The organism is Acinetobacter sp. YH01020 (assembly GCF_013420275.1).
GTDB lineage: Bacteria > Pseudomonadota > Gammaproteobacteria > Pseudomonadales > Moraxellaceae > Acinetobacter > Acinetobacter amyesii.
Genome location: NZ_VOYN01000004.1, coordinates 83,697 through 97,221, shown reverse-complemented (window position 1 = coordinate 97,221; position 13,525 = coordinate 83,697). Strand labels below are relative to the sequence as shown.

Annotated in this window: 15 protein-coding genes and 2 pseudogenes; all 17 read left to right on the top strand. The window is 41.6% G+C overall.

The features are described 5' to 3' along the window. The first annotated feature begins 212 nt into the window (after positions 1-212). The 17 genes and pseudogenes from FTT85_RS03035 to FTT85_RS02955 all read left to right on the top strand — a co-directional run bounded on the left by FTT85_RS03035 (position 213) and on the right by FTT85_RS02955 (position 13,366). The gene (locus tag FTT85_RS03035; RefSeq protein WP_180182819.1) at positions 213-1,745 is read left to right on the top strand and encodes a P-loop ATPase, Sll1717 family; all 1,533 of its coding nucleotides are present in this window, start codon (positions 213-215) and stop codon (positions 1,743-1,745) included. A gap of 68 nt (positions 1,746-1,813) precedes the next feature. Next, positions 1,814-2,242 carry a hypothetical protein gene (locus FTT85_RS03030; protein WP_180182818.1) on the top strand — a complete coding sequence of 143 codons (429 nt, stop codon included), beginning with the start codon at positions 1,814-1,816 and terminating at the stop codon, positions 2,240-2,242. Beyond that, a complete protein-coding gene (locus FTT85_RS03025) occupies positions 2,211-2,852 on the top strand; it encodes a putative metallopeptidase (RefSeq protein ID WP_180182817.1) in 642 nt (213 codons plus the stop codon). The genes FTT85_RS03030 and FTT85_RS03025 overlap by 32 nt, the downstream gene beginning before the upstream one ends. 58 nt (positions 2,853-2,910) lie before the next feature. After that, on the top strand, positions 2,911-3,336 hold the full coding sequence (locus FTT85_RS03020) for a DUF2280 domain-containing protein (protein WP_180182816.1): 426 nt from the start codon (positions 2,911-2,913) through the stop codon (positions 3,334-3,336). Positions 3,337-3,348: 12 nt separating this feature from the next. Beyond that, the gene (locus tag FTT85_RS03015) at positions 3,349-4,596 is read left to right on the top strand and encodes a PBSX family phage terminase large subunit (protein ID WP_180084061.1); all 1,248 of its coding nucleotides are present in this window, start codon (positions 3,349-3,351) and stop codon (positions 4,594-4,596) included. Positions 4,597-4,608: 12 nt separating this feature from the next. After that, positions 4,609-6,069, top strand: coding sequence for a DUF935 family protein (locus tag FTT85_RS03010; protein ID WP_180128183.1), 1,461 nt, complete (start codon positions 4,609-4,611; stop codon positions 6,067-6,069). Then, a pseudogene (locus FTT85_RS03005) lies at positions 6,070-6,528 on the top strand (phage minor head protein); the annotation flags it as partial. It abuts the gene before it with no gap. Positions 6,529-7,467: 939 nt separating this feature from the next. Beyond that, positions 7,468-8,226 (top strand): annotated as a pseudogene (locus tag FTT85_RS03000) (phage head morphogenesis protein); the annotation flags it as partial. 54 nt (positions 8,227-8,280) lie between these two features. Then, on the top strand, positions 8,281-9,261 hold the full coding sequence (locus FTT85_RS02995) for a hypothetical protein (RefSeq protein ID WP_180182815.1): 981 nt from the start codon (positions 8,281-8,283) through the stop codon (positions 9,259-9,261). Beyond that, entirely contained in the window at positions 9,261-9,644 is a 384-nt protein-coding gene (locus tag FTT85_RS02990) for a hypothetical protein (RefSeq protein WP_180182814.1), read from the top strand. The genes FTT85_RS02995 and FTT85_RS02990 overlap by 1 nt, the downstream gene beginning before the upstream one ends. A gap of 3 nt (positions 9,645-9,647) precedes the next feature. Next, on the top strand, positions 9,648-10,724 hold the full coding sequence (locus FTT85_RS02985; RefSeq protein WP_180182813.1) for a major capsid protein: 1,077 nt from the start codon (positions 9,648-9,650) through the stop codon (positions 10,722-10,724). Positions 10,725-10,734: 10 nt separating this feature from the next. After that, positions 10,735-11,091 carry a hypothetical protein gene (locus tag FTT85_RS02980; RefSeq protein WP_180182812.1) on the top strand — a complete coding sequence of 119 codons (357 nt, stop codon included), beginning with the start codon at positions 10,735-10,737 and terminating at the stop codon, positions 11,089-11,091. A gap of 7 nt (positions 11,092-11,098) precedes the next feature. After that, positions 11,099-11,539, top strand: coding sequence for a gp436 family protein (locus FTT85_RS02975; RefSeq protein ID WP_180182811.1), 441 nt, complete (start codon positions 11,099-11,101; stop codon positions 11,537-11,539). A 7-nt stretch (positions 11,540-11,546) separates the two neighbouring features. After that, the gene (locus FTT85_RS02970; RefSeq protein ID WP_180182810.1) at positions 11,547-12,062 is read left to right on the top strand and encodes a phage virion morphogenesis protein; all 516 of its coding nucleotides are present in this window, start codon (positions 11,547-11,549) and stop codon (positions 12,060-12,062) included. Further along, positions 12,037-12,459, top strand: a complete 423-nt coding sequence (locus FTT85_RS02965) for a hypothetical protein (RefSeq protein WP_180182809.1) — start codon at positions 12,037-12,039, stop codon at positions 12,457-12,459. Before FTT85_RS02970 ends, FTT85_RS02965 begins: the two co-directional genes overlap by 26 nt. Before the next feature lie 9 nt (positions 12,460-12,468). After that, complete coding sequence (locus FTT85_RS02960; protein ID WP_180182808.1) at positions 12,469-12,639, top strand: hypothetical protein; 171 nt, start codon at positions 12,469-12,471, stop codon at positions 12,637-12,639. Continuing rightward, positions 12,632-13,366: a hypothetical protein gene (locus tag FTT85_RS02955; RefSeq protein WP_180182807.1), complete on the top strand. Its 735-nt coding sequence runs from the start codon at positions 12,632-12,634 to the stop codon at positions 13,364-13,366. Before FTT85_RS02960 ends, FTT85_RS02955 begins: the two co-directional genes overlap by 8 nt. Positions 13,367-13,525 lie beyond the last annotated feature (159 nt).

Below are 13,525 nucleotides of genomic sequence, written 5' to 3'. Positions count from 1 at the left end.
AGCCCCATTTTTTAATGGGGCTTTTCTTTTCTATTGGTGCATATGCCATTTATATGTGAATCATCAGGAGATCAAAATGTAGTCTTTAACTGTATTTATTTTGACAGAATTGCCTGATTTTCAAGAAATCAGGCTTTGAAAAGTATTTTCACTTTCAAAGTATTTCCAGCTGGCTTAAAATTGAGCAAAGAAATTATTTAAAAAAGGTAGTTATGTCTGACCATTTTGTATTAAAGGGCGGAATAGGAACCATCGATGCCGAGCGAGATATTTTTTTAGAAGACTATTTCTGGGAAACTCAAGTTTTTAATGATTTAACATGCTTCGATGAGGATGATTTTTCATTCACGAAAAGGGTTATTGTGGGTAGAACAGGATCAGGAAAAACGGCACTTTTAAAAAAAATAAATAGCTTAACTAACATGAAGTCTGTGTCAATTGAAGCTGAGTCGATGATCTTTGAGCATATCAAAAATAATGTTTTTATAAATTCACTGATTGAAAATGATATTGATATACGGATTTTCTATAAATCTTTATGGCTTCATGTATTACTAATTAAGGTTATAGAATTAAGCTTTCCAAAAGATAATTTACTTAAATCCTTACAAGCATTAGTTTTTGAAAAAAATAAATTAGCTACTGAATACGTAGAGACATTTGGCGATAATTTCTTTAATGATAATATTATATCGGAAATTACAAATAAGATGCAGCGTGAGCTTTCAGCAACTTTTGGGGGAGATGTTGCGAGTATCAAGGCAAGTGTAGGCGGAAAACAGAATGCTGAGTTTACTGAAAAAATACAGTCCCAAACTAGTAGATATGTAAATACAGAATTATTGACAAAACAAAAACAAGTAATTAAAGCGTTAATTGATGGTAATCGAGATAAAAGAAGAAAATATATAATTAGTATTGATGATTTAGATCGATCTTGGTTGAACGAAAACTCAATAAGATATGATTTTATTAATGCTTTGTTAGATGCTTTTAGAGAATTAATTAATATTAAAAATACTAAAGTTTTAATATCTATTCGTACTGATATCTTGAAAGGGGTCTATAAGAATAAATTAAGGCAAGAAGAAAAGGATGTATCCTTAATCTCGCATGTTGAGTGGAGAAGAGAGGAAATTGTAGATCTTCTTGATAAACGAATTAGTTTTATTATTGAAAGGCAATATACGAATAAGGGTGTAAATTTTGAGGATCTTTTTGGATTTACAGTAGCTGGGAAACAGGCGAAAGAATATATTTTAGAACGAACGATGCTACGGCCAAGGGATGCGATTGAATTTGTGAATATCTGTTTGTCAAAAGTTTCTGGTGATGTAGCTAGGTTGAACTATAGCGTTGTCCTTGAAGCAGAAGAAAATTTTTATTCTAGTCGAAAGTCTGCTTTATGTTCGGAATGGTATAGCTTATATCCAAATCTAAGAACCTACCTCGATGCTTTATCGGTATTTGAGAACAATACCATCAACAATGAAGTCCTTTTAAATAAAAAAGAAGAGCTATGTGAGATATTGCTTAAATCAGAAAATTTAGATGATGATGAGGTAATTAATAAGTGTATGGCGTCAGATTTTAACGATATTCTTAATATCTGGTTCATATGTGGAGTTATTGGGCGAAACAAAATTGAAGATATAATTATTTATTCAAATCATCAAAAAATGGAATTAGATATTACTGATTTTAATAAAAATTTTAGAATTCATCCTTTATTTTTTAGAAACTAATTTGATGATAAATACTGGTTAAATTTCTAATCCAAACCTCCTTCGGGAGGTTTTTTAATGGGTGAAATATGGAACCTGATGCATATAAAGCGCTAACCAAAAAGATACCTCCCAAAAAGAAACTACGCACCAGGTCATTACCAAAAAACAGTGAAAAATACTTAGAAGCATTTGGCCGCTTAAAAGAAATATTAGACCGGATGGAAATGAAGTATGAGGAGTACTTTCATTTCAAAAGTACGAAACATTGGCGTTTTGACTTACACCTCATTGAACATCGTATGCTAATTGAAATAGCAACAGGTCCATGGTCTGGTGGTCGAAAAGGCAAACTTGCTTCAAAAGCTTGGAGTATGGATCGTTATGAGCATGCAGAAGAAATGGGATATCGATTTCACAGGTTTGAATTAGCAGATATCAATATGGGGCGTGCAATGGCCTGGTTAAGACAATTAAAGGCATCACATGGAACAGATCAGACCATTCCCGCCGACTGAACTTATGGATCAGGCTGAGGAAGAAGACGCTATACGTCTTGCACCAGCACAAGAATTACTGGCCTGGGTGAAAGATAATTACTTAACTATGGGTGGCCAACTACATAACCCAGACCATGATCATATCGCTGAGCTGATTCACGATAATGAAGAGTTTTTGGCATTTGCATGGGCATCTTCTGCGGCTATGACTAAAAAGCGCATGGTACTCGGTCAATGTGAAAAAGTGATGTTTAACCAAGGTGGATGGAAGAAAGCTCGTCAAGAACAACAAATGCGAGACTGGTTTGGCTTTGTACCTCAGTACTTAATCACAATTGATGCTGCATTTTGTGAGCAAACCTCTGATCGTGAATTCTGCCGTTTGATAGAACACGAGCTATATCACATTGGGGTAGAGCGCGATGAAGATGGTGAGATCATTTATAGCGATACGACTGGCTTACCGAAGCATTACTTAGCTGGCCATGATGTTGAAGTTTTCTTTGGTGAAATACGTCAGCATGGAATTGATAGTTCGGTTCAGCGATTATTGGATATTGCTAAAAATGCTCCATTTGTATCGGAGACAAACATTGCAGCGTGCTGTGGGAACTGTGTGATTAACTGAGCCGAAAGGCTCTTTTTTTTGCCTATCTTGCGACACGTAGCGACACAAAGAGGAATTTATGGCAACACTTAAAGAGCCTGTGAAAATTTTTATAATTCAGTCTCTTGCTTGCCGTGACACCCCTCAAGAAGTCGCGGATCTTGTGAAGCAAGAGTTTGATCTGATTCTCGATCGATCTCAGGTGGCTTTGTACAATCCAACCAAGCGACGTGGGAAAAACCTGAGCAAGAAATACGTCCAATTATTTGAGAAAACCCGTGAGGATTTTGATGCTGGATTAATCGATATTCCAATTGCGAACAAGTTCTACCGCTTGAAAGAAATCCAAAAGATGTATGACGACTCTGGTAAGAACAAAGTCGCAAAACAAAAGTTATTAAAGCTTGCACATCAAGAAACTGATGGCAGGACAATTCGTCAGGAGCACACTGGTAAAGATGGTGCTGACTTGGAAATCAAAGTTATTCGAGAGTTTATAGATTAGAAGGATTCCACTGTGGAGCTTAGAATCAAAACTCCACGTTGGTCAAAACCTTGGTTTAAGACAGCACGATATAAGGGTGCTCATGGGGGGCGTGGATCAGGTAAGTCACATTTTGTAGGTGAGCAGCTGGTAGAGGAATGCGTCATTGATAAAGATCTTCGCGCTGTATGTATTCGTGAGATTCAGAAATCGATTAAGTACTCAAGTAAGCAGCTTATTGAGGACAAGATTAAGGCTCTAGGCGTATCACATCTGTTTGATGTGCAACGCGACCTAATCAAGCGAAAGGGTGGTGAGGGAGTAATTCTTTTTCAGGGTATGCAAGACCACACAGCTGATTCAATCAAATCCCTTGAGGGTTTTAAGATAGCTTGGATTGAAGAAGCTAATAGGCTTTCAGCAAAATCCCTCAGACTATTACGTCCAACAATGCGTGCTGAGGGGTCACAAATTTGGGCGACATGGAACCCCGAATCGAAAGACGACCCTATAGATGATTTTCTACGTGGTGAGTTTGCACCTGAAGACTCCATCGTTATTGAAGTAAACATCAACAACAACCCATTTGCTCCGCAAACACTGTTGGACGAATACGAGGAAGATCGTAAGCGTGCAATTAGGATGCAGGCTGCAGGTGATGAAAATGCATGGCCTATGTTTGAGCATGTTTGGCATGGTGCTTACCTTGAATTTAGCCAGGCCATTATCTTCTCTGGTCGTTATGTGGTTGATGAGTTTGAACCTGATGCTGACTGGACAGAAGTGTACTACGGTTCCGATTGGGGGTTCTCACAAGACCCAACAACACTAAACCGAATTTTTATTCATGACGATATTCTCTATATACGTAATGAAGCTCATCAAGTGGGTTGTGAGATTGATCATCTTCCAAATCTTTTTGATGAAGTGCCGGGCGTACGTACTCACGAAATCAGAGCTGATAATTCGCGACCTGAAACTATTAGCTATATGAAACGCCAAGGTTTCAAGATTAAGGCAGCAGACAAATGGCCTGGATCTGTAGAAGACGGTGTGACGTATATGAAGAAATTCAAGCAAATCATTATTCACCCTGATTGCCCTGAAACAGCTAGAGAGTTCAAGTTGTATTCATACAAGGTCAATCGTGCAGGTGATGTACTGCCGGATATTTTGGATCTCAACAACCATCATATGGATGGTATTCGCTATGGCTTACAGCCATTGATTAAGGGTCGAAGCAGCAAAAAACCTGCTGGTGCAGGTAGTCGAACTTATTGATAAGGAAAACACATGGCAAAGTCTAAAAAAGACAAAGCGTCAAAGAAGGCTTTGTCTCTTGGCAACCTATACACTCAAGAAGCGGTAACGCGTTTTTTAGTTAATTTTGGCAAGCAACCAGATACCGATGAGGTGCTTCGTAAGGCTGGCATTACACGTCATAGATTACGAGTATTGCTAGATGATGATGAAGTTGCCCAGGCCGTTGAGACTCGCATAGATGCACTACTGGCTACACCGCTAAGAGTTGAGCCAAGTGATACAGATGAGGCCGAAAAATTAACACTTGTTCTCAAAGAATGGTTTCATGAGATTGCGGCCGGTTCTTTGAATGCCTTGTTTTTTGGCTATTCGGTTCAAGAAGCTGTTTATGAACTTAAACCAGAGGGTTACATCGGCCTGGAATGGATTGGTGAAAAGCCAATGCAATGGTTTGAACCTAAAAATGATGGTCGACTAATTTACCGTCAGGAAGGGACTGCTAATGAGCAGGAGGTCGATCAAGTATTTAAATTCTTCTTAACGCGTCGTAAAGCTTCATATGAACAACCTTATGGAAAAGCATTGCTAGCAACACTGTATTGGCTATTTTTCTTTAAGCAGAATGGATTCAAATTTTGGGCTAAATTCTTAGAGCGTTTTGGTACGCCAATTCTTTTAGGTAAATGTAAAGATACTGAAACTGAAGACATGAACAGAGCATTATTAAATGCTCATGCTCAAAGTGTATTGTCGATCGATGCTGAAGACGATGTTCAGGTACTGGGTACATCTGGTGCGAGTGGTACTGCAGGGGCTGCGTTTGAGTCCTTTAACAATCAACTCGTACGACAGATTCAAAAAGTCATCTTAGGGCAAACACTTACTAGTGGGACTGATGGTGTTGGTAGTAGGGCATTAGGTCAAGTCCATGAAAATGTAAGGATGGATAAACTCAAATCTGACATTCGACTGGTTACGCCTACTTTGCAAGCAGTGGTGAATGCGCTATGCGCTCTAAATGGTTGGGGTGCGTATGAGGTTATGCTCGGTGAAAAACCTAAACCACTCAATAAGGATCAAGCCGAGCGTGATGCTCATCTTAAGAATGCTGGTGCAAACCTAACGCCACAGTATTTTCAGCGTGAGTACGGGCTTCAGGATGGTGATATCGCTGAGTCAAACCAACCTTTTCTAAACACCCAATTCTCAGCTATACCCAAACATGCATTTAGCTTTAAAGCCCAGGCCAATAAACTTTCAGCTGAACAGCAAGAAGTTGAGGAATTAACCGATGGCCAAAAGGATCTGCAGCTTTTAAGTAATGAGCAGATTAAGCAGCTTGTTGCTGAGTCAGATAGTCCCGAAGGCCTGGCATTCAATTTAATGCAGTTGATTCCGTCTGTATCTGAATCTCAGTTTAAGGCCAATTTAGATCAGGCTTTATATGCTGCAGATGTATTGGGGTATGCGACAGCAGCCAAGGGGAAATAGATGCAACCAGTCACATTCCTTGAAGCGCTTCAGTACGCGCATGACAAAAAGATTGTGCTACCTGATGAGTTTTACACAATGGACTTAAAGACTCGGCAGATGGCGACAACAGTGAGCTTTCTATCGAGTCTTGAGCAAGTTGAGACAGTGATTAAGTCATTGAATAGGACTTTGGCCAATGGTGGAACGTTTAACGATTTTCAGAAGTTGATTGAAGAATCTGAAATCATTTTGCCAAAGCATTACTTGGATACTGTGTTTCGCACCAATATTCAAAGTGCTTATGGTCATGGGCGATGGCAGCAGCAGAATCGAAATAAAGCCAAACGTCCTTACCTGATGTATTCGGCGATCGATGATAGTCGTGTACGTCCCGCACATTTAGCTTTGAATCGTATTGTATTGCCAATTGATCATCCATTTTGGCTAACGCATTACCCGCCACTAGGTTTTCGCTGTTTCTTACCAGACACAAAAATTGATGGTGCCTCACATGGTGCCATTAAGAGATTTTACAGCGGGAAGATCGTAAAGCTTGTCACTGAGTCTGGACGCAAGCTGAGGGTCACGGCTAATCACCCAATACTTACGAGTCGTGGTTGGGTTGCGGCTGAGCTCATTAAGCAAGGTGAAAATTTGATTGCTTACGATAGACCAGTCGAAAGTCTTAATGCTAACGGTTTGACGCGGGAGGTATACAACAATGAGTTTGTACCCACTGCTGAAAATCTTTTCAAGACGTTCGTTGGTCATGCTCTTGCTGTCGGAGAAGCTTCTTCTTTCAAGTTCGATGGCGATCTTTTCGCCTTTGATGGTGAAATCCACATTGATATCCTGAATGATGGTTTGTCGATCAAGATTAATCCCAAGGGTGGTCAGGGCATCAAACAGCGAGTGTTCGTGATCAGAAATGATGGAAGCTGTTTCGAGAGCTTTGAAGCCAACAGCACGTCTGTAAGTGGGAATGTTATTTCGAATATTGTTCTTTCTAAGAATTCGATCAACATTGCTAACGGAAGTGTTGAGAATACTAGCAACTTTACGCTTGCCGATATTCTGAGATTGATAGAGATCAAGGACAGCAAGCTCCAACTCTCTATTGGAGTCTCTAGCGGCATCCCAGGCAGCCGAGCATTGACGCTCAACTCCGCCTGGAGTCTGTTTGATGGCCTTCCACTTGAGCGCTTCGGCTTGGCTTCGAGTTCTCAAGACAACACCCTTTTTGATGAATTGTCTAGTCACGGAATGTCTGACGATTCCGGTCTGTTTGGATATTTGGTTAATGCTCATGCCAGTCATGTAGCAGTTGATCCAGTAATCGATGTTATCGAGGACTTTTTCAGCGGTCATGTTTATGATTTCCAAAGTGATAGTGGTTTATTATCCGCAGATGGAATTATAGCACATAACTGCCGCTGTACTGTAATAGCTCTCACAGAGGCTCAGGCGCTTAAATACGGTATTACACCGGATGATAAGTTGCCGGAAGTGGCTGAAGCATTGGACTGGTCATCGCATCCTTTGCAGTTTGGTGATTTGGAAGCATTGGTTGATAAAAAGATCAATGTGTCATTGCTGGATAAGGAATACCTCCTCGAGCAGAAGGAGGTTATCAAGGCTGAATGGATTGCATCGAAAAAGCTGACGAGTCTATTTGCTCCTATGGATGACAAGACTCGGGACTTGTTCGATACGGTGGCCAAAACCGTTATTCCATTAGATCCATCGATTCGACCAAGTGCTATTCGTACTTTCTTGGACTATGTGCAAGGCAATGACCAGGCCATCACAGGCTATTTGAATAGCAAAATCTCATCCAAGGCTGACCAAGTGCTTAAGCAATGGCTGGTTCAGGATATGGAAGCGATTCATGCTGTAGCTAAAAACACCTCAGACGTTATTACTGGCACAACCACACTGGTTTACGCAGCTTCACTCGAAGTAGGCAAGGTGGTGACTTTGGATGCACCAATGCTTTTGGCAGGGCAATCGAACATCATGATTCAAATTGAGAATGCTAATGGCCTGGGGATTGATCTTGAAAAGTTGAATGCTGGTGAAGGGGTCTTGCTACCTTTAGGAATCTCTTTTGAAGTTGTTTCGATGGAGATGATTGAAGGGCAAATGGTTTACACGCTGAAAGCATTGGTGAATTAAATTGAAATTAACTAGAGACCGTCCGAAAGGGCGGTTTTTTTATGGAGCATGAAAATGCCAGAAGCTGAAAAGCCTAATCAGTATTGTTTCCAGCTCGGGCAACTGAGTGTTGATAATGCTGAGGAGGGTAAGAAAAAACGTACTTTCTCCGGTGTTGCTTACAGTGGAGAGCCAATCACTGATCACTGGTATTGGGATCGAATCATTTTTGATTTGGACTCAATGCAGCTAAAGGGCCGAATCCCTGCGTTACTTGAACATCGATCAAGTCAGCGAGCAGGAGCAATTAATACCCACTCAATCAACCATCAAACAGGTTTAACTGTTTCTGGCGATTTAATGAGTAATGAGTTTGGCGCTCAGGTTGCCCAAGACTCGGACGATGGTTTCCCGTGGCAAATGTCTGTTCGGATTGAACCCACAGCTATTGAAGAAATTCAGGCAGGTGCATCCGTATCAGTGAACGGAAAAGTTCATCAGGGTCCAATCACGGTATTCCGTGGTGGACGAATCCGTGAAGTTTCGTTTTGTGCCTTGGGCGCAGATGACAACACAAACGCCGTGGCAGCAAGTCACTCACCTAAAAACTTTAATCAACCAGAGGACACCGACGTGACCGAACTTGAAAAAGAAAAAGCTGCTCGTGAAAAAGCAGAGCAAGACCGCGATTCTGCACAAGCCGAACTTAAAAAGTTTAAAGCAGACAAGCGCGAAGAAGACATCAAAGGCTTAGAAGCAGCAATGAATAAGCAATTCAGTGCTGAAGAAAAGAAATCCTATACAGAAATGGATGATGCTGCATTCGCATTCATGTCACAACAATTGAAGCAATTCTCTGCAGGTATTCAACAGCCAGCTGGTCAACAGCAACAAACGCAGCCAGCACCGGGTGTGAATCCAGCATTTGCACATTTATTCACTCATCAAGCGAATAGCAATCAAAGTGGGCAACAAGGCCAAGGCGATCAGCAAGGTACAGCCTTAGATCATGCGTTTAACCAATTTGCTGCAGCTCAACAAGGAGCAAAAAATTAATGGGAACCATTACTCAAACAATCACGACTACACAGCTTGTAGTCGGTGATGGCGTTCGTACGGAAAACGCCAAAGTAAAAACGGCGACTGCATATAAACGCGGTGATTTGTTGAAGGTAGCTACAAACAACCTTGTAGATCACCCCGTAGTAACAGAAGGCGTCGTCGGTGATTGGAATGCCATTGCTAATACAGATATGACTGTGGAGCAGTCTACTTACCATGCAGCCAATGGTCTGGAAATGCCAATTTACGTACAGGGTGCATTTGATATTGCTGTGGTAACCGTGAATGGTACGCCGTTAACGGAAGCTCAATATGACGCAGTACGTGCCCAGGCCTTAATCAACAAAATCGAACTTCGTAAAGTCGTGGGGAAATAATCAATGAGTCAAACTTTTACATTTCAGAATGCACCGGTTGAACTACTGGATGTGCCTCAGTTGGTGCTGTTAACAGATACCACTCAGAAGGTAGACACGTGGTTAATGGACCGCTTCTTTCCTCAACGCGTCTCGTACACCAAAAAAGAAGTGCCAGTAGGTGAGTTAAATACAGCAACGCCGCTCGCGCCATTCGTGACACCAACAGCTGCTGGTCGCCAAATTAAAGTCGGTGAATCTGGCAACGTGAAATTTGTTAAACCGGCTTATTTAAAGCCGATGATGACGGTCATGCCAAGTGATGTGCAAAATACTGCGCTAATCACTCAACTGCGTAAATTTGGTGTCATTGCAACAGGTTCAAATCGTTTAAGTGATGCAGATCTATTGCTGATTGACCAAGCGCAAAAGGCTTTATACCTGCGCCAGTCCATTGAAAATCGAAAGTTGCTGATTGCTCGTGATGTATTGCTCTATGGTAAGACAACCTTCGCTTCTGCAGACTTCCCAATGTATGAAGTAGATTATGAGCGTAATGCAGCTTGTACATTTGCACCATTAATCAAATGGGGGCAAGTGGGCGCGACACCTGTAAAAGATATCCAAACCATGATTGATCTATCTGTAGAACATTCAGGTACGTCTCCAAACATGGCACTTACAACATCTAAGGTGTACAACACTTTAATCAAAGATCCAGAGTTTAAAGAGAAGTTCATTGCACCATATGCGGGTATTAGTGTTCCTTTGACTCCAACCTTTGATCAGATGGATAAACCGCAGTTCCGTGGTACGGTCGATAACATCGAAATTTGGACGTATGACGTTCAGCACAGCATTGGTGGCGGTACACCAGATCGTTTTATTCCGGAAGACTTCTTTGGACTGATCTCTGATGCTAATGGTTGGATCGCTCACTGTGCTATCCAAAACGTAGAGGCTTTTGGTCAGGCTCTAGAGTTCTATCTAAGCCAATGGCAAGAAAAGAACCCTTCAAGCATTCAAATGCTTGCTGAATCATCTCCACTGGCGATTCCAAACAATAAGAATGGCCTGGTAGGCGGTCGCGGGTTCGTATAAGGAAATTATTATGACGAAGTACATTGCAAAGCAGTCACTTGGACCTTTTCGTCCAGGCCAAGAAATCACAGGGCTTGAAGCTAAACAACTTCAGGCCCTTTTAGCATCTGGGGCGATTGAAGAAGAAAAAGCTCCAGCAGAACCCAAGGCTGATGGTGCAGCCGCACGCTTAGTTGAACTGGAAAAAGCCAATACTGATCTTATTGCAGCAAATAAGCTGATGACTGATGAAAAGGTCAAATCAAATCAGGAGAATGGTGAGCTTAAAGCGAAGGTTACAGAGCTTGAAAAAGCATTAGCTGCATCTGAAGCTGCCCTGAAAAAAACAACTGCCGAAGCGAAGAAGGCTGCTTCAGAAGCTAAGTAGGTGACCTATGTATGCGACTAAATCTGACTTGGTAGCGCGATTTGGTGGTGAGTTGGAGCAATTGTTAATGATGCTACCCAATGTCACCGCTGTAGATGATGCCATTCAGGACGCGACAGAGGAAATTAACGGTCACATAGGTGGCCGTTATTCTTTGCCGTTACCCAATGTGCCAAGTAACTTGAAACGTATGGCATGTGATATTGCACGCTATCGCTTATATTTCCAGCAACCAACTGAAGAAGTCCGAAAGCGCTATGAGGATGCAATCTCATTCTTAAAGCGCGTGGCTGAAAACAAGGCACATTTACAGATCCAGTCTGAGGAATCGGACGAGATTATTGATGATGAGCCTACAAAGAAGCCAAGTACTTTACCTATTGGTAGTACTTATCGTGGTGGGGTATTTGGTGACGATGTCTTAAATATGATGCCTAGCATCAAGTGAGGCAATTATGGCGTTTGCAATCTCCATTAAGGCTGATAGCTCACCAATAGAGGCCATTCTTAATGAACTCACTAATTTTGATACCTATAAAGATGATTTATATGTAGAAATTGGTGGGTACGGTGTTGCTTCAACTCAAGAGCGTTTTTTTAACCAACACAATGTAGATGGTAATCCATGGAAGATGTCTTGGCGTGCAAGCTTGCAGGGACGAGAGGGCATGCAAGGTGGTCAGACTGGTCGTGACAATGGCGATTTGATGAATGAGCTGCATTTTAATTTGCATCCAAACGGCGTTGAGTGGGGATCAAATAAAACGTATGCACATGTCTTTCACTTCGGAGCTCATATCACTCCCAAAAATGGCCAGTACATAACTTTTGCCGTTGGTGGTCAATATCGGAAAGTGAAAGAAGTAAACATCCCTTCAAGAACTTTTCTAGGTATTAACGCAGAGGATGAGCAATCAATACTAAACATTGTTGGAGCTTTTATTGATGAGCACCTTCTTCGCGGTACGTGATGAAATTGCAGAAAAACTGAAAGAAATTTCAGAATTTAAGCAGATTTATACCCCGCTAAATTCAGTAGTGGTCACAGAGATGTCTCAGGTCACTCCATCGGCGCATATCAACTTTGTACGCATAGACAAGAAAGCAAGCGCAGGTAAAGGGGGGATTAATCAGATTGGTCAGCAATGGGCGGTGACTGTGGCGTGTCGCAATGCCCAGTCACAGAAGAATGATGGTCGGGCAGTCAGTGATGAAGCGGGGCTTTTAACTGAAAAAGTAATTCAGCTTCTTTCAGGTTGGAAGCCGCAATCTTCTCGCAATGAATTAGATCTGATTTCGGTTCGTGATGGCTATAGCCACGGGTTTGCATACATCACTATTATCTTTGAATCACAAAAATTTATTTAGGAGCCATTCATGGCCAAACAATATATCGCCCGGCAATCTGTCGGGCGTTTTTCTGCCGGCGATATTGTTGGTGGACTGACAGAGAAGCAAATCAGCAAATTACTCGCAGATAAAATCATTGAAGAAGTGAAGTCATCTGCTCCAAATAAACCCGCTAAAGAGGTGAAAACCGATGGCTAAAAATTATATTTCACTTCAAGGTAAATTCTATTTATCTGAGATTGCAAATGGTGTTGCAGGTGCAATGCGCCATATTGGTAACGTGCCTGAATTTGAACTTGAAATCACTACGGATCAGGTAGAGCACACAGAAAGCACATCTGGTCAGCGTACAACAGACTTTGTGCTAACCAAGACCACAGGTGTGAACTTCTCGGGGCAACTTGAAGAAGTGGACGATGCCAACCTTCAGTACATTCTTTCTGGTATGAAGTCTGATGTTGCTAGCGATACAGTGACAGATCAAGCACTTGGTACCGTGAAAGTCGGTGAAGAAATTAAATTGAATGGTTATAGCCTTACGACAGTTTCGTTTAAAGCTGGTTCTACAGCAGTGGATGAAAGCAAATATGACTTAGATGCTGTGTTTGGTACCGTCATCTTTAAAGACGCGATTACTGAGCCAGTCACGGCCACTTACACCACTGGTGCTGTAAGTCATACCACCATTGCGAGTGATTTCAATAAAGAATATGAGCTGTTCTTTAAAGGGATTAACACTGCAACTGGCGACAATATGGCTGTTCGCTTATGGCGTACCAAAAAATCACCAGAAACCACTTTCCCATTGATTCACGAAGAACTTGGCCAGTATGAAATTTCAGGTCAGGCTTTATCTGATGTAAGCAAAGGATCAGATGAAACACTTGGTCTATATGGCCACGTTGTGACAATTCCGAAAGTGTAAAACCTCAGGCACAAAGAACTCCACGGCGCATAAGCGTCTTTTTTTTGTGCCTGTTTTTTAGATGACCCCCTGTAGGGTTTTACGAAACCCTTGACAAGAATCTATATTTTTCAAAGCGAAGCCGGCCTAACAAGTCGGCTTTTTTAATGCCTGAAATTT